Raw genomic sequence first — 16,304 nt, 5'->3', positions numbered from 1 at the left:
TCCACGGCCGCGGAGCGAGGAGGACGCGGTGCGCGGACGTGGCGCGGAGGTGGCGCGGAGGGCGGCGGGCGATGCGGAGGACGGGGCTGTCCGGGCCCGCTCAGCCGACCATCTCCTCCGTCAGGTTCGACTCGGTGCCCGGGATCCCGAGGTCGGCGGCGCGCTTGTCGGCCATGGCCAGCAGCCGCCGGATGCGTCCGGCGACGGCGTCCTTGGTCAGCGGCGGGTCGGCCAGCGCGCCCAGCTCCTCCAGGGACGCCTGCTTGTGCTCCATGCGCAGCCGGCCGGCCGCGGCCAGGTGCTCGGGCACCTCGTCGCCCAGGATCTCCAGCGCGCGCTGCACCCGGGCCCCGGCGGCGACGGCGGCGCGGGCCGAGCGGCGCAGGTTGGCGTCGTCGAAGTTGGCCAGCCGGTTGGCGGTGGCCCGCACCTCGCGGCGCATCCGCCGCTCCTCCCACGCCAGCACCGACTCGTGGGCGCCCAGGCGGGTCAGCAGCGCGCCGATGGCGTCGCCGTCCCGGACGACGACCCGGTCCACACCGCGCACCTCGCGCGCCTTGGCCGCGATCTGCAGGCGGCGGGCGGCGCCGACGAGGGCGAGGGCGGCCTCGGGGCCGGGGCAGGTGACCTCCAGGGAGGAGGAGCGTCCGGGCTCGGTGAGCGAGCCGTGCGCCAGAAAGGCGCCGCGCCAGGCGGCCTCGGCGTCGCAGGTGGCCCCGGAGACCACCTGCGGCGGCAGGCCGCGCACCGGGCGGCCGCGGCCGTCGACCAGCCCCGTCTGCCGGGCGAGCTGATCACCGCCCGCCACCACCCGTACGACGTAGCGGCTGCCGCGGCGCAGTCCGCCGGGGGCCATGACCACCAGGTCGGAGGCGTGGCCGAAGATCTCCAGGATGTCCTTGCGGAGTCTGCGGGCGGCGATGCCGGTGTCCAGCTCGGCCTCGATCACGATGCGGCCGCTCACCAGGTGCAGTCCGCCGGCGAACCGCAGGATGGAGGAGACCTCCGACTTCCGGCAGCAGGTCCGGGTGACGGGTAGCCGGGAGATCTCGTCCTTCACCGCTGCCGTCATCGCCATGGGCCGATCCTTCCATGCATTCGAAAAATCCGGTCGTACGCGGCGGCCAGCAGCTCCGGGTCGTGCCGGGGGGCTCCTCCCGGGGCGGCCACCGGCGCCAGCTCGACCGTGCCGCCGAGGCGCCGGGCGGCGTCGCGGAGGCCCTCCTCGTCGGGCACGGCGGCCCGGTCGGCCAGCACCACGTCGAAGGCGAGTTTAGGGGCGTGTCGGGCCAAAACCTCCAAATGACGCTGCGGGGAGAAGCCGTCGGTCTCTCCCGGCTGCGGCGCGAGGTTGAGCGAGAGCACCCGGCGCGCCCTGGTCTCGGTGAGCGCCTGGAGGAGTTCGGGCACCAGCAGGTGGGGGATGACCGAGGAGAACCACGAGCCGGGGCCGAGCACCACCCAGTCCGCGTCGAGGACCGCCTCGACGGCCTCGGGGACGGCGGGCGGGTCGTGCGGGACGAGGTGCACCTGCTGCACCTCGCCGGGGGTGAGGGCGACGGTGGCCTGGCCCCGGACGGTGGTGACCTCCCGCGGGTGCGCCGGGTCGTGGCCGCGCACCAGGGCGCGCAGCTCCAGCGGGACGGCGGACATCGGCAGCACCCGGCCGTGCGCGCCCAGCAGCTTGCCCACCAGGTCCAGGGCCTGGACGTGGTCGCCGAGCTGCTCCCACAGCGCGACGATCAGCAGGTTGCCCACCGCGTGCTCGTGCAGGTCGCCCCTGCTGACGAAGCGGTGCTGGATGACCCGGGCCCAGGTCTGGCCCCACTCGTCGTCGCCGCACAGCGCGGCCAGGGCCTTGCGCAGGTCGCCGGGGGGCAGGACGCCCAGTTCGTCGCGGAGCCGCCCGCTGGAGCCGCCGTCGTCGGCGACGGTGACCACGGCGGTCAGGTCGCGGGTGATCCGGCGCAGCGCGGCCAGCGAGGCGGACAGGCCCATGCCGCCGCCGAGCGCCACCACCTTCGGGGTCCCGCCGCGGGCCCTGCGGGTGGTGCCCAGGCGCCGCAGTCTGCGGGTGCGGACGGTCACTCGCGTCCCATGTCCCGGTGCACGACGACCGTCTCGACGCCCTCGGCGGCCAGCCGGGCGGCCAGCTTCTCCGACATCGCCACGCTGCGGTGCTTGCCGCCGGTGCAGCCGACCGCGACGGTCACGTAGCGCTTGCCCTCGCGGCGGTAGCCGGCGGCGATGAGCTGGAGCAGTTCGGCGTAGCGGTCCAGGAACTCCTTGGCGCCGGGCTGGTTGAAGACGTACTGGGCGACCTCCTCGTTGAGGCCGGTGTACGGCCGCAGCCCGGGCACCCAGTGCGGGTTGGGCAGGAAGCGGCAGTCGACGACGAGGTCGGCGTCGACGGGGAGGCCGTACTTGTAGCCGAAGGACATCACCGTCGCCCGCAGTTCGGGCTCCTCCTCGCCGGCGAACTGGGCGTCGAGCTTGGCCCGCAGCTCGTGGACGTTCAGGGCGGAGGTGTCGATGACCAGGTCGGCGTCGCCGCGCAGCTCGCGCAGCAGGTCGCGCTCGGCTGCGATGCCGTCCACGATGCGCCCGTCGCCCTGGAGCGGGTGGGGGCGGCGCACCGACTCGAAGCGGCGCACCAGGGCGTCGTCGGACGCCTCCAGGAAGACGATCCGGCGGGTGACGTTCTTGGCGTCGAGGTCGGCGAGGGACTCGCGCAGGTTGTCGAAGAAGCGGCGGCCGCGGACGTCGACGACGACGGCGATCTTGGCCACGTTGCCCTGCGAGCGGGCGCCGAGGTCGACCATGGTCGGGATCAGGGCGGGCGGCAGGTTGTCCACCACGAACCAGCCGAGGTCCTCCAGGCACTTGGCGGCGGTGCTGCGGCCGGCGCCGGACATGCCGGAGATGATCACCAGCTCGGGGATGGCGGCGGTGCCGTCGCCTCCGTTTCCGGCGGTCTCCGCGACCGCGCCCGTACTCGTACCCGTGGCCACCTGCGCTCCGTCTCCCATGTGATCGTTCATCGCGCTCTCCCCCGCCCGCCTGTGCCGTTCCGCTTGCCGGTCGTCAGTGCACTACTGGTCTTCCCGGTCCTCCAGGATCTCACCTGTGGCGGTGTTCACCGCCGGAGCGGCCGGAGCCGCCTGCGCCAGGGCCGCGGCGACGGCCTCGGCGGTCTTGCGTCCGACGCCCGGGACCTCGCAGATCTGCTCGACGGTGGCGGCGCGCAGCCGCCTGACCGAGCCGAAGTGCTTGACCAGGGCCTGCTTGCGGGACTCCCCCAGGCCGTGGACGGCGTCCAGGGGGCTCGCCTTCAGCGCCCGCGACCGCTTGCCGCGCTGGTAGCGGATGGCGAAGCGGTGTGCCTCGTCGCGGACCCGCTGGAGCATGTACAGGCCCTCGCTGGTCCGGGGCAGGACGACCGGGTCGTCCTCGCCGGGCAGCCACACCTCCTCCAGGCGCTTGGCCAGCCCGCACACGGCCACGTCGTCGATCCCCAGCTCGTCCAGGGCCCGCCGCGCGGCGGCGACCTGCGGCTGCCCGCCGTCGACCACGACCAGCTGCGGCGGGTAGGCGAACTTCGGCGCCCGGCTGCGGCCTGCGTCCTCGGCCGGGGCCGGCCCGTCCGCCCCGTTCACGCCCGCCCCGTTCGCGCCGGCCGCGCCCTCCGGCGCGCTCCCGGGCCCCTCGCTCCCGTGTTCCTCTCCATCCTCCGCGGTGGCCCACTCACCCGTGCGCTGCCTCTCCTGGAGGTAGCGGCGGAAGCGGCGGGAGACCACCTCGTGCATGGAGCGGACGTCGTCCTGGCCGGCGAAGCCCTTGATCTGGAAGCGGCGGTACTCGCTCTTGCGGGCCAGCCCGTCCTCGAAGACCACCATCGAGGCCACCACGTCCTCGCCCTGGAGGTGGGAGATGTCGAAGCACTCGATGCGCAGCGGGGCCGAGTCCAGCCCGAGGGCCTCGGCGATCTCCTCCAGCGCGCGGGAGCGGGTGGTCAGGTCGGAGGCGCGCTTGGTCTTGTGCAGGGCCAGGGCCTGCTGGGCGTTGCGCCGCACCGTCTCCATCAGGGCGCGCTTGTCGCCGCGCTGCGGCACGCGCAGGTCCACGGCCGCGCCGCGCCGGCCGGCCAGCCACGCGGTGAGCGGTTCCACCGGGTCGGGCAGGGCGGGGACCAGGACCTCCCGGGGCACGGCGTCGCCGCTTTCCTCGCCGTAGAGCTGCTGGAGGGCGTGCTCGACCAGGCCGGCTGTGGTGACCTCCTCCACCTTGTCGGTGACCCAGCCGCGCTGGCCGCGCACCCGGCCGCCGCGGACGTGGAAGATCTGGACGGCCGCCTCCAGTTCGTCCTCGGCGACCGCGACCAGATCGGCGTCGGTGGCGTCGGTGAGGACGACGGCGTTCTTCTCCATCGCCCGCTTCAGCGCCTCGATGTCGTCGCGCAGCCGGGCGGCCCTCTCGTACTCCATCTCCTCGGCCGCCCGCTGCATCTCCCGCTCCAGGCGGCGCAGGTGGGCGCCGGTGCGCCCGGCCATGAAGTCGCAGAACTCCTCGGCCAGCCGCCGGTGCTCCTCGGCGTCGACCCGGCCGACGCAGGGCGCCGAGCACTTGCCGATGTAGCCGAGCAGGCAGGGGCGGCCGATCTGGGCGGAGCGCTTGAAGACCCCTGCCGAGCAGGTGCGCACCGGGAAGACGCGCAGCATCAGGTCGACGGTCTCGCGGATCGCCCAGGCGTGCGCGTACGGCCCGAAGTAGCGCACGCCCTTCTTCCTGGGCCCGCGCATCACCTGCACGCGCGGGAACTCCTCGTTCATCGTCACCGCGAGGGAGGGGTAACTCTTGTCGTCGCGGTACTTGACGTTGAAGCGCGGGTCGAACTCCTTGATCCAGGAGTACTCCAGCTGGAGCGCCTCGACCTCGGTGGAGACCACCGTCCACTCCACGGAGGCGGCCGTGGTGACCATGGTGCGGGTGCGCGGGTGGAGGCCGGCCAGGTCCTGGAAGTAGTTGGCCAGGCGCTGGCGCAGGCTCTTCGCCTTCCCGACGTAGATCACCCGGCCGTGTTCGTCGCGGAACTTGTAGACCCCCGGGGAGTCGGGGATCTCTCCAGGCCTGGGGCGGTAGCTGGAGGGGTCTGCCATGGCGCCCACCTTACTGGCGGCGTACGACACACGGGGTCGGCGGCGGCGCGTCCCGCCGCCGGTCCGGTCCCGTCACCAGCCGCGCTCGCGCCACTGGGCCAGGTGCGGGCGCTCGGCGCCCAGGGTGGTGTCGGCGCCGTGGCCGGGGTAGACCCAGGTCTCGTCGGGGAGCTCGCCGAAGAGCTTGGCCTCCACGTCGTCCAGCAGCGTGGTGAACGCCTCGGCGTCGCCGTGGGTGTTGCCGACTCCGCCGGGGAAGAGGCAGTCGCCGGTGAACAGGTGCGGATGGCCGTGGGGGTCGTCGTAGACCAGTGCGATGGAGCCGGGGGTGTGGCCCCGCAGGTGGCGGGCGGTGAGCGTGATGCGGCCGACGGTCACGGTGTCGCCGTCCTCCAGGGGCACGTCGGTGGGCACCGGGATGCCCTCGGCGTCGTGGCGCCCGGCGTAGGTGCGCGCGCCGGTGGCCCGGACGACGGTGTCGAGCGCCTGCCAGTGGTCGCCGTGCCGGTGGGTGGTGACGACCGAGCCGATGCCGTCCTCGCCGATGAGGCCCAGCAGGGTGTCGGGCTCGTTGGCCGCGTCGATCACGAGCTGCTCGCCGGTGGCCCGGCAGCGCAGCAGGTAGGCGTTGTTCTCCATGGGGCCGACCGCGACCTTGGAGATCACCAGATCGGTCAGCTCGTGGACGTCCGGCGGACCGCCGACCGCGACTTTTCCTGTGTACGGCATGGGTTGTGCGGCTCCTTCCGGGAGGGGGCGCGGTCGGCGATCAGTGTGTCAGAGGGGTGGCAGCGCGGGCAGGGACGCGGCGGAGGCGGTGAGTCCGGTGCCGTCGGTGCGGCCCGTGAGCCAGCCGACGAGCGCGGTGGGCGAGCCGGCGACGGTCACCGCCCGCTCCTCCTGTCCGGCCGCGCGGCCGGTGCGCAGGACGCGGCCGTCCTCCACCCTCAGCTCCACGGGTTCCACATCGGGGTGCCCCGCGAACCGCCTGGCCATGTTCTCCAGCTCGCGGTCGGTGAAGGAGGCGGGCATGTCCGCCAGTCCGTACCCGATGCCGAGGTCGACGTGGTGCAGCTCGACCTCGATCCGGCGGCGGAAGGGGATGGAGGAGGCGAGGTCGGTGACGCCGTTGCGCAGTTCGACGGTGGCGCCCCACTGCTCGCCGGTGAGCTTGGCCATCGCCTCGTCCAGGCGGGCGGCGCTGCCGCCCAGGTCCTCCAGCTGGGCCGCCAGGGGGCGGGGGGCGTCGCGTTCGATGTCGGCCTCGCGGGCCTCGGCGCTGGGGTACATGGGGCGGCCGGCCAGCACGTTGACCAGGGCGTCGGCGTTGCGGGCGAGGTGGGCGAGGACATGGCCGCGGGTCCAGCCCGGCAGCTTCGAGGGGGCGGCCAGGGCGGCGTCGTCCAGCTTCCGGACGGCGGCCACGAGGCGGTCGGTGGACTCCCGCAGTGCGGCGGTGTCGGCGACGGGATCTGCGGTGGGACCGGCGGGGCCGGCGGCGGGCACAGTCATGATCCAAAGCTATCGCCACCACTCCTTCGGGTGAAGGAGAGACGGAAGGCCCGTAAATCGAATACACGTGCTATAAGCTCGCGGTGCGCCCCGGGCACGACACCAAGGCGGCGCTACCCCATACCCTTGGGCAGGGGCTCCGGGCAGGCGTCCGGCCCCCTACATCCCACACGAAAGGTGCCAATCGGCGTGGCCGACCGTCTCATCGTCCGTGGGGCTCGCGAGCACAATCTCAAGAACGTCTCGCTCGACCTCCCCCGCGACTCCCTCATCGTCTTCACCGGGCTGTCCGGGTCGGGCAAGTCCTCGCTCGCCTTCGACACCATCTTCGCCGAGGGGCAGCGTCGCTACGTGGAGTCGCTGTCCTCCTACGCCCGGCAGTTCCTGGGGCAGATGGACAAGCCGGACGTGGACTTCATCGAGGGCCTGTCCCCGGCGGTCTCCATCGACCAGAAGTCCACCTCCCGCAACCCCCGCTCGACGGTCGGCACCATCACGGAGGTCTACGACTACCTGCGGCTGCTGTTCGCCCGGGTCGGCAAGCCGCACTGCCCCGAGTGCGGGCGCCCCATCGCCCGGCAGTCCCCGCAGGCGATCGTGGACAAGGTGCTCTCCCTGACGGAGGGCAGCCGTTTCCAGGTCCTCTCCCCACTGGTGCGCCAGCGCAAGGGCGAGTTCGCGGACCTCTTCGCCGAGCTGCAGACCAAGGGCTACAGCCGCGCCCGGGTGGACGGCACCACGGTCCAGCTCTCCGACCCGCCGAAGCTGAAGAAGCAGGAGAAGCACACGATCGAGGTGGTCGTGGACCGCCTGACGGTCAAGGAGAGCGCCAAGCGGCGGCTGACCGACTCCGTCGAGACCGCGCTGGGCCTGTCCGGCGGCATGGTGATCCTCGACTTCGTCGATCTGGACGAGGACGACCCGCAGCGCGAGCGGATGTACTCCGAGCACCTGTACTGCCCCTACGACGACCTGTCGTTCGAGGAGCTGGAGCCGCGCTCGTTCTCCTTCAACTCCCCCTTCGGCGCCTGCCCGGAGTGCAGCGGCATCGGCACCCGTATGGAGGTGGATCCGGAGCTGGTCGTCCCCGACCCTGACAAGTCGCTGGACGAGGGCGCGATCCACCCCTGGTCGCACGGCCACAGCAAGGAGTACTTCGGGCGGCTGATCGGCGCCCTGGCCGACGCGCTCGGTTTCCGCACCGACATCCCCTTCAGCGGACTGCCGCAGCGCGCGAGGAAGGCCCTGCTCAACGGCCACCGCACGCAGATCGAGGTCCGCTACCGCAACCGCTACGGCCGGGAGCGGTCGTACACCACGGCCTTCGAGGGCGCGGTCCCGTTCGTGCGGCGGCGGCACTCGGAGGCGGAGACGGACTCCAGCCGGGAGCGCTTCGAGGGCTACATGCGCGAGGTGCCCTGCCCCTCCTGCGAGGGCACGCGGCTCAAGCCGATCGTCCTGGCCGTGACGGTGCAGGGGAAGTCGATCGCCGAGATCTCCGCGATGTCGATCAGCGAGTGCGCCGACTTCCTGAGCGCCATGGAGCTCAGCGAGCGCGAGAAGGCCATCGCCGAGCGGGTCCTGAAGGAGGTCAACGAGCGGCTGCGGTTCCTGGTCGACGTCGGCCTGGACTACCTCTCCCTCAACCGCGCCGCCGGGACGCTCTCGGGCGGCGAGGCGCAGCGCATCCGGCTGGCGACCCAGATCGGCTCCGGCCTGGTGGGCGTGCTCTACGTGCTGGACGAGCCGTCCATCGGCCTGCACCAGCGCGACAACCACCGGCTGATCGAGACCCTGGTGCGGCTGCGGGACATGGGCAACACCCTGATCGTCGTCGAGCACGACGAGGACACCATCAAGACCTCCGACTGGGTGGTGGACATCGGCCCGGGCGCGGGCGAGCACGGCGGCGAGGTGGTGCACAGCGGGCCGCTGAAGGAACTGCTGGCCAACGAGGCGTCGATGACCGGGCAGTACCTGTCGGGGCGAAAGGTCATCCCGACGCCCGAGGAGCGCCGCCCGGTGGACCGCAAGCGGATGCTGACCGTCCGCGGCGCCAAGGAGAACAACCTGCGCAACATCGACGTGTCGTTCCCGCTGGGGGTGTTCACCGCGGTCACGGGCGTCTCCGGCTCGGGCAAGTCCACCCTGGTCAACGACATCCTCTACACCCACCTGGCCCGCGAGCTGAACGGCGCGAAGTCGGTGCCGGGCAGGCATGTGCGGGTGGAGGGCGACGAGAACGTGGACAAGGTCGTGCACGTCGACCAGTCCCCCATCGGCCGCACCCCCCGCTCCAACCCGGCCACGTACACGGGCGTCTTCGACCATGTGCGCCGGCTGTTCGCCGAGACGACGGAGGCGAAGGTCCGCGGCTACCTGCCGGGGCGCTTCTCCTTCAACGTCAAGGGCGGTCGCTGCGAGAACTGCTCCGGTGACGGCACCATCAAGATCGAGATGAACTTCCTGCCGGACGTGTACGTGCCGTGCGAGGTCTGCCACGGAGCGCGCTACAACCGGGAGACCCTGGAGGTGCACTACAAGGGCAAGTCCATCGCCGAGGTGCTGGACATGCCGATCGAGGAGGCGCTGGGGTTCTTCGAGGCGGTGCCCGCCATCGCCCGCCATCTGCGCACCCTCAACGACGTCGGTCTCGGCTACGTGCGGCTCGGCCAGCCCGCCACCACGCTCTCCGGCGGCGAGGCGCAGCGCGTGAAGCTCGCCTCGGAGCTCCAGAAGCGCTCCACCGGCCGTACGGTCTACGTCCTGGACGAGCCGACCACGGGCCTGCACTTCGAGGACATCAGCAAGCTGATCGAGGTGCTGTCCGGACTGGTGGACAAGGGCAACACGGTGATCGTCATCGAGCACAACCTCGATGTGGTCAAGACGGCGGACTGGGTCGTGGACATGGGCCCGGAGGGCGGCAGCGGCGGTGGCGCGGTCGTCGCCCAGGGCACCCCGGAGCAGGTCGCGGTGGTTCCCGGGAGCCACACCGGCAAGTTCCTCCAGGACGTCCTGCCGCTGAAGCCGTGAGCGGCCGAGAGGAGAACACGAGCATGAGCGACGCTGCCCCCGCCTCCCCGGGCCGCCGCACAGTGCTGTGCGGCGTGGCCCTCACCGGAGCTGCGGGTCTCGGCCTGACCGCCTGCTCCGGCGGGGGCGGCGAGCGGGCCCCGGCGGTCCCGACCGCGCCCGTGGAACTGGGCGCGGCCGACGCCGTACCCGTGGGTGGCGCCCGGCTGTACCGCGAGAAGAAACTGGTCGTCTCCCAGCCCACCGAGGGCGAGTACAGGGCGTTCAGCGCGGTGTGCACCCATGCGGGCTGTGTGCTGACCTCGGTGAAGGAGCTGGAGGCCGACTGCACCTGCCACGGCAGCCTCTTCGACACCACCAGCGGCGAGGTGCTGGCGGGCCCGGCGGGCGCGCCCCTGCCCTCGGTCCCGGTCAGGGTTGAGAACGGCCGCCTCGTCGCCGGACCCGGCGACTGAGCGCAGCCGGACCCGGCGACTGAGCGCAGCCGGACCCGGGGACCGGCGGCCCGGCCCGATCCGCTCCCGCGTCCCCCGTGCGTCCGTTCGGTCCAACGGACGCACGGGGGATGCGTGTTGTTCCGGCGATGTTCGCGCACGCCCTCTGGTGTAGACCGGTCGGCCTTGCCACCCTGTGGCGCTGGGCGCGCAGAGAGCGCGTCTCCTCGCAGCGTCTGTGGGTGATGTCGTGTCACGAAGGTCACAGGGCAGAAGATCCTCCGGGCGGACCGCGGTGCGCCTCGCCGCCGTCCTGGCGTTCGGGCTGGGACTGGCGCCACCGGTCGCCACCGGTCCCGTCACCGCCTCCCCGCTCACCGCTCCGCTTTCCCCCACTGCCCCCGCAGCCACAGCCGACGACGACGGCATGGAGCTGTCCCGCACCGTACGGCCCGTGGCCCCCGGCACCACACTGACCTCGTTCGACCGGCTGGAGCCGGACAAGTGGCTGCGCGCCGACGCCCTCAGCGTCGATCTCGACGGCGGCGCGGAGGTCGACTACCTGTCGCCGGGCTCGGTCTCCGGCCGCGCCACCGTCTCCGAGCTGGCCGCCGCGCACGACCCCGGCCCCGGGCGCCGCACCGTGGCCGCCTTCAACGCCGACTTCTTCGACATCAACCAGACCGGCGCCCCGCTCGGTCCGGGCCTGGACGACGGCGAGATCACCCACTCCCCCGCCCCCGGCGTCCACGAGGCGGCCGGTTTCGGCGCGGACGGCGCGGGCCGCGTGCTGGACCTGTACTTCGAGGGAACCCTCACCCTGCCCGGCGGGACCGAGCCGCTGGCCGCCTACAACGCCGCGAACGTCCCCGCCGACGGCATCGGCGCCTACAACGCACGGTGGGGAGCCGCCGACCGCGCCCTGGCCGTGGACGGCGCGTCGCAGGTCACCGAGGTCACCGTCACCGAAGGCCTGGTCACCGGTGTGGAGGAATCCCCCGGAAGCCGCCCGGTGCCCGAGGGCTCCACCGTGCTGCTCGGCCGGGACGCGGGCGCGAAGGCCCTGGCCTCGCTGGCCCCGGGGGACCGGGTGAGCTGGGAGTACGAGCTGCGCACCGACGGCGGCGAGATGCCCCGTACCGCGGTCGGCGGCCGCGGCGTGCTGGTCGAGGACGGCGAACCGCGGAACTGGGACGGGCGGCCCAACAACACCGCCGCCCCCCGTACCGCCGTGGGCTTCTCCCGGGACGGCTCCACGATGCACGTGCTGACCGTGGACGGCCGCCAGGCCGCGTCCGGCGGCGTCACCCTCACCGAACTCGCCGTGATGATGGACGAGCTGGGCGCCCACAACGCGCTCAACCTCGACGGCGGCGGCTCCTCGACGCTGGTCGCCCGCGAGCCCGGCTCGGACACCCCGCGGGTGGAGAACAGCCCCTCCGACGGCTCCGAGCGGGAGGTCCCCAACGGGCTGGCCGTCACCGCCCCCGACGGCAGCGGAAGCCTGGAGGGCTTCTGGGTGGAGACGGCCGCGGAGCCGGCCGAGGCCCCCTCGGCGGACAACGTGCCCGGCGGCCATCCGGAGCGGGTCTTCCCCGGTCTGACCCGCGCGCTCACCGCCGCGGGCCACGACGAGACGTACGGACCGGCGAACGGCCCGGCGGAGCGTCCGGAAAGAACGGCCCCCCGCTGGCGCAGTTCCCGCCCCGAGGTCGGCCGGGTGGACGGCGACGGCGTCTTCCACGCCCGCGCGGCGGGGACGGCCGAGGTCGTCGCGCGCCGCGGCGACGCCCGCGGCTCCACCACTCTGACGGTGCTGGGCCCGCTGGAGCGGATCGCCCCCACCCGGGAGCGGGTCGGGCTCCCCGAGCCCGGCGTGGAGGCCCCCTTCGGCTTCACCGGCTTCGACGCCGAGGGGCACAGCGCCCCCGTCGATCCCTCGGACGTGGCGCTCGACTACGACCGCTCGCTGTTCCGCATCGACCCCGACCCGGCGCGCGGCGGCTTCACCGTCGCCGCCACCGACGGCACCGAGTCCGCCTCCGGGCTGGTCCGGGCGACCGTCGCGGGGAAGAAGACGGTCCTGGCCGTCACCGTCGGCCTGACGGACCGCGACGTGGCGCGCTTCGACGACGCCGGACGGTGGACCTTCAGCGCCGCACGCGCCTCCGGCTCACTGGCCGCCGACCCCGCCGGACACGAGGGCACCGGGCTGCGGATGGAGTACGACTTCACCCGGTCCACCGCCACCCGCGCCGCCTACGCAAGCCCCCCGGAGCAGATTCCCGTCCCCGGCCAGCCGCAGAGCTTCACCCTGTGGCTGAAGGGCGACGGCAACGGCGCCTGGCCCTCGCTCCACCTCACCGACGCCGCCGGCACCTCGCAGATACTGCGCGGCCCGCATGTCACCTGGACCGGCTGGCGGCAAATCGCCTTCGAGGTGCCCGAGGGCGTCGCCCATCCGCTGAAGGTGCGGCGGTTCTACCTGGCCGAGACCCGGCCCGGCGAGCTGTACCGCGGCGAGGTCGTCCTGGACGAACTGACCGCCCGGACCCCGCCGGACGCGGACCTGCCCGCCGCCGGCCCCCACCGGGATCCGCTGGTCTCGACGGCCGCCGACACGGCCGGGCGCGACTGGCGGTTCGCGGTGGTCTCCGACGCCCAGTTCGTCGCCCGCGACCCGGACGGCGAAGCGGTGCGCAAGGCCCGGCGCACCCTGCGGGAGGTGAGGGCGGCCCGGCCCGACTTCGCCGTGGTGAACGGGGACTGGGTGGACGAGGGCTCGCCCGAGGACCTCGCCTTCGCCCGCCGGGTGCTCGACGAGGAACTGGGCGGGGAGGTGCCCTGGTACTACGTGCCGGGCAACCACGAGGTGATGGGCGGTTCCATCGACGGCTTCCGTGCGGAGTTCGGCGACGCCCACCGCTCCTTCGACCACGAGGGCACGCGTTTCATCACCCTCGACACCTCCTCGCTGACCCTGCGCGGCGGCGGCTGGGAGCAGATCCGGATGCTGCGGGAGCGGCTGGACGCCGCCGCCCGCGACGAGGGGATCGGCTCGGTCGTGGTGCTGGCGCACGTACCGCCGCGTGATCCGACCCCGCAGCGCGGCAGCCGGCTGACCGACCGGCTGGAGGCGGACCTCCTGGAGGACTGGCTCGGCGACTTCCGCCGCCGCACCGGCAAGGGAGCGGCGTTCGTCGGGGCGCACGTCGGTGTCTTCCACGCCTCCCGGGTGGACGGCGTGCCGTATCTGGTCAACGGCAACGCGGGCAAGGCGCCGGCCGCGCCCGCCGGCGAGGGCGGCTTCAGCGGCTGGTCGCTGGTCGGGGTCGACAAGGGCTCCGGCCGGGACTGGATCTCGGTCCAGACCCGTGCCCATGTGGACAGGCTGTCCCTGACCGCGCCCGGTTCCGTGGCGGCGGGCGGCGCGCCCGGGAGGGTCAGCGCGACGGTCGTCCAGGGCGAGGGGAGCGACGCGCGCACGGTGCCGGTGGGCTGGCCGCTGAGCGCGGACTGGACCGGCTCGCGGGGCCTGTGCACCGGGGACGCGGAGCGGGCGCGGGCACGGGCGGGCTGCGTCGCCCTCCTCGATCCGGTGGCGGGCACCCTGAGGGGGCTGCGGCCGGGGACGGTGACCGTGGCGGTGGCCGTGAGCGGCGAGCGGCAGGAGCGGCGGGTCACGGTGGTGCGGTGACGCACGGCGGCGGTACGGCCGGGGCGCGGGCCCGGCCGTACCGCCGCTTCGGAACGGGCCGGCTCAGTCGCGCGGCGCGGCCTGCTCCTCCTCGCGTCCCAGCTTCCGGGAGGCGCGCAGGCTGGTGATCGTGGTGACGACCAGAACGCCGCAGATGACGCCCAGCGACACCGGCGTGGAGATCTCCGGGACGTGCACGCCCTGCTCGTGGAGGGCGTGCAGCACCAGCTTGACGCCGATGAAGCCGAGGATGATCGACAGCCCGTAGGACAGGTGCACCAGCTTCTTGAGCAGTCCGCCGATGAGGAAGTAGAGCTGGCGCAGGCCCATCAGGGCGAAGGCGTTGGCGGTGAAGACGATGTACGGGTCCTGGGTCAGGCCGAAGATCGCCGGGATGGAGTCCAGGGCGAACAGCAGGTCCGTGCTGCCGATGGCCAGCATGACGATCAGCATCGGCGTCATCAGCCGCCTGCCGTTCTCGACGACGAACAGCTTGGTGCCGTGGTACTGGGAGGTCGAGGGGAAGCGCCGCTCGACCATCTTCAGCAGGCGGTTCTCCTCGTACGCCTCCTCCTCGTGGCCCTCGGCCTCGGCACGGGCCTCGCGCACCAGCTTCCAGGCCGTCCAGATGAGGAAGCCGCCGAAGATGAAGAAGACCCAGGAGAAGGTGGAGATCAGCGCGGCGCCGGCCGCGATGAAGATCGCGCGCATCACCAGGGCCATGAGCACGCCGACCATCAGCACGCGCTGCTGGTAGATGGTGGGCACCGCGAACTTCGCCATGATCAGGACGAAGACGAAGAGGTTGTCGACGCTGAGCGACTTCTCGGTGATGTAGCCCGCGGCGAACTCGCCCGCCGCCTGGCTCTCCCCGGCGGCGTACAGGCCGACGCCGAAGAGGATCGCCAGGACGACCCAGACGATCGTCCAGGTGCCGGCCTCCTTCATGGAGACCTCGTGCGGTTTGCGTCCGCCGATGAAGAAGTCGACGGCGATGAGGGCACACAGGCCGACGATCGTCAGCGCCCAGGTGGTCGTGGAAACGTCCATGCAGGAATCCTCCGGCTCCGGTTGCCGGAGGTCTCCTCCGCCCTGGGCCCGGCCGGGCCGCGGGCCGGCGTCCCGGGGCCGGTCACACCCGGCCCGTACTGACGGGAACACCGCATACGGGAGTACTCCCCTCCGCTCAAGGCAGAGTAAAGCAGAGCCAAGGAAAGGCAAAGCCGAAGGGGGCGGCCGCGGGCGGGACCCGTCAGCGCCCGTGCCGCCGGCGGGCCTCGGCCACCCGCCCCAGCGCCCTGGACAGGACCGGGCTGCCGGCCGGCACCAGCGGCGGCTCGTACGTCCACGCGTGGCCGACCCAGGGGTCGGCGAGGTGGTCGTCGGGCACGGGGGTGATCCGCAGCAGCGACCGCCACAGCGGGTCGAGCACGGGCCCGTACTCCCGCGCCTCCTCCCGGTCGGCGACCATCATCAGATGGACCCCGGCGGACGGCCCCTCGTCCGCGAGGTAGCGCAGCCGGTTGACGGCACGGTCGTCGAAACCGTGCGGGAAGTCGTGGACGATCAGCAGCTGCCCGGCCAGGTCCACGTCCGGCGGGAGCGCGTCGGTGGCGCGGGTGCGCACCGCCATCTGCACCAGATCGACGCGGCGGGTCAGCCCGGCGAGCACCAAGGCGACGCCCTGCGGGCCCGTGGCGGGCGGCTCGCGCAGCGCGCCGGACTCCGTCAGCGGGGCCAGGGCGGACGCCGCCGCGCCGGTGGGGTCGAGCACGTGCACGGTGAGATCGCCGGCCGGGTGGACGGCGAGCAGCCGGCCGGCGACGGCGGTGGCAAGCTCACCGGCCAGGCGGTGCCTTCGGTGCGGGTCGGCCGTGAGGGAGGCGGCCGAAGAGGTGCGCCCGGCATCGATCCACAGCCCCCGCTCCAGGGGCAGCCGCACCAGCATGGGGATGCGCAGGCCGCTGTGCTCGGGAAGGCCGAGGTCGCCCAGGCGCACTGCCATCGGCGCCTGGGCGGGCACCCGGTGGGCGTCCCAGACGGGGCTGTCCCAGCGGGCGAAGGCGGGCGGCAGGGCCGGTTCGACGACCTCGGACTCGGCGGTGAGCTGGGCGAGATCGCGCTCGAGGGCGGCACGGGCCCGGTCTACGAGCTCGGCGCGGCGCTCCCCGGCCCGGGCGCGGGCGGCGTCCGCGCCCGGGCCGAGTCTGGAGCGCGGGTCGGCCAGCGCCTCGTCCAGTTCCCGCTCCATGCGCGAGTCGGCGAAGTCGACCGCACCGCGGTAGGCGGCGGTGGTGCGGGCCAGGTCCTCGAACATGCCCCAGACCTGGTTGTAGAGCCGCTCCTCCATGCCCCGGCCCGGTCCGTCGCCCGCCACGGGCCGGTCGGGCGTTCCGGGCCGGGCGGAGGGCACGGAGGGCGGCGCCGGTGCGGGGGACTCCGCGGAGGGCGGCGGCCCGGCCGTCGTAC

General features: G+C 73.3%; 9 protein-coding genes and 2 pseudogenes. 3 read left to right on the top strand and 8 right to left on the bottom strand.

The genetic code is table 11. The features are described from left to right. Positions 1-100 precede the first annotated feature (100 nt). The 6 genes from whiA to L7D48_RS05735 all read right to left on the bottom strand — a co-directional run bounded on the left by whiA (position 101) and on the right by L7D48_RS05735 (position 6,668). Positions 101-1,078: a DNA-binding protein WhiA gene (gene whiA, locus L7D48_RS05760; protein ID WP_093655366.1), complete on the bottom strand. Its 978-nt coding sequence runs from the start codon at positions 1,076-1,078 to the stop codon at positions 101-103. Beyond that, positions 1,069-2,088 (bottom strand): uridine diphosphate-N-acetylglucosamine-binding protein YvcK, encoded by a 1,020-nt coding sequence (gene yvcK, locus L7D48_RS05755; protein WP_374491250.1) that lies wholly within the window; start codon positions 2,086-2,088, stop codon positions 1,069-1,071. Before yvcK ends, whiA begins: the two co-directional genes overlap by 10 nt. Next, positions 2,085-3,041 carry an RNase adapter RapZ gene (gene rapZ, locus L7D48_RS05750; RefSeq protein ID WP_237877786.1) on the bottom strand — a complete coding sequence of 319 codons (957 nt, stop codon included), beginning with the start codon at positions 3,039-3,041 and terminating at the stop codon, positions 2,085-2,087. The genes yvcK and rapZ overlap by 4 nt, the downstream gene beginning before the upstream one ends. A 51-nt stretch (positions 3,042-3,092) precedes the next feature. Then, the gene (gene uvrC, locus L7D48_RS05745) at positions 3,093-5,156 is read right to left on the bottom strand and encodes an excinuclease ABC subunit UvrC (protein ID WP_237877785.1); all 2,064 of its coding nucleotides are present in this window, start codon (positions 5,154-5,156) and stop codon (positions 3,093-3,095) included. A 72-nt stretch (positions 5,157-5,228) separates the two neighbouring features. After that, complete coding sequence (locus tag L7D48_RS05740; protein ID WP_237877784.1) at positions 5,229-5,885, bottom strand: MBL fold metallo-hydrolase; 657 nt, start codon at positions 5,883-5,885, stop codon at positions 5,229-5,231. A 48-nt stretch (positions 5,886-5,933) separates the two neighbouring features. After that, a complete protein-coding gene (locus L7D48_RS05735; protein ID WP_237877783.1) occupies positions 5,934-6,668 on the bottom strand; it encodes a maleylpyruvate isomerase family mycothiol-dependent enzyme in 735 nt (244 codons plus the stop codon). Between the two features lie 189 nt (positions 6,669-6,857). On the opposite strand from L7D48_RS05735, the pseudogene uvrA reads away from it, so the two are divergent. The 3 genes and pseudogenes from uvrA to L7D48_RS05720 form a co-directional block, all read left to right on the top strand. After that, positions 6,858-9,689 (top strand): annotated as a pseudogene (uvrA, locus tag L7D48_RS05730) (excinuclease ABC subunit UvrA); the annotation flags it as partial. 38 nt (positions 9,690-9,727) lie between these two features. Further along, the gene (locus L7D48_RS05725; RefSeq protein ID WP_237877781.1) at positions 9,728-10,159 is read left to right on the top strand and encodes a Rieske (2Fe-2S) protein; all 432 of its coding nucleotides are present in this window, start codon (positions 9,728-9,730) and stop codon (positions 10,157-10,159) included. A gap of 406 nt (positions 10,160-10,565) precedes the next feature. Beyond that, entirely contained in the window at positions 10,566-13,835 is a 3,270-nt protein-coding gene (locus L7D48_RS05720) for a phosphodiester glycosidase family protein (protein WP_237877794.1), read from the top strand. Between the two features lie 63 nt (positions 13,836-13,898). Here L7D48_RS05720 and L7D48_RS05715 read toward each other — a convergent pair whose 3' ends face one another. Both L7D48_RS05715 and L7D48_RS05710 read right to left on the bottom strand, forming a co-directional pair. Then, positions 13,899-14,885: a TerC family protein gene (locus L7D48_RS05715; RefSeq protein WP_237877780.1), complete on the bottom strand. Its 987-nt coding sequence runs from the start codon at positions 14,883-14,885 to the stop codon at positions 13,899-13,901. 202 nt (positions 14,886-15,087) lie between these two features. Further along, positions 15,088-16,304: pseudogene (locus L7D48_RS05710) on the bottom strand (export associated protein); the annotation flags it as partial.

The sequence above is a fragment of the Streptomyces sp. ICN903 genome (assembly GCF_022015835.1).
Lineage (GTDB): Bacteria > Actinomycetota > Actinomycetes > Streptomycetales > Streptomycetaceae > Streptomyces > Streptomyces fenghuangensis.
Note: the sequence above shows the minus strand (reverse complement) of the source record. Positions and strands in the feature narration are given on the sequence as shown.

Coding starts and splice junctions, on each gene's coding strand:
- whiA (WP_093655366.1), bottom strand. CDS start 1,078: ATGGCGATGACGGCAGCGGTGAAGGACGAGATCTCCCGGCTACCCGTC.
- L7D48_RS05720 (WP_237877794.1), top strand. CDS start 10,566: ATGGAGCTGTCCCGCACCGTACGGCCCGTGGCCCCCGGCACCACACTG.
- L7D48_RS05715 (WP_237877780.1), bottom strand. CDS start 14,885: ATGGACGTTTCCACGACCACCTGGGCGCTGACGATCGTCGGCCTGTGT.
- L7D48_RS05725 (WP_237877781.1), top strand. CDS start 9,728: ATGAGCGACGCTGCCCCCGCCTCCCCGGGCCGCCGCACAGTGCTGTGC.
- rapZ (WP_237877786.1), bottom strand. CDS start 3,041: ATGAACGATCACATGGGAGACGGAGCGCAGGTGGCCACGGGTACGAGT.
- L7D48_RS05740 (WP_237877784.1), bottom strand. CDS start 5,885: ATGCCGTACACAGGAAAAGTCGCGGTCGGCGGTCCGCCGGACGTCCAC.
- L7D48_RS05735 (WP_237877783.1), bottom strand. CDS start 6,668: ATGACTGTGCCCGCCGCCGGCCCCGCCGGTCCCACCGCAGATCCCGTC.
- uvrC (WP_237877785.1), bottom strand. CDS start 5,156: ATGGCAGACCCCTCCAGCTACCGCCCCAGGCCTGGAGAGATCCCCGAC.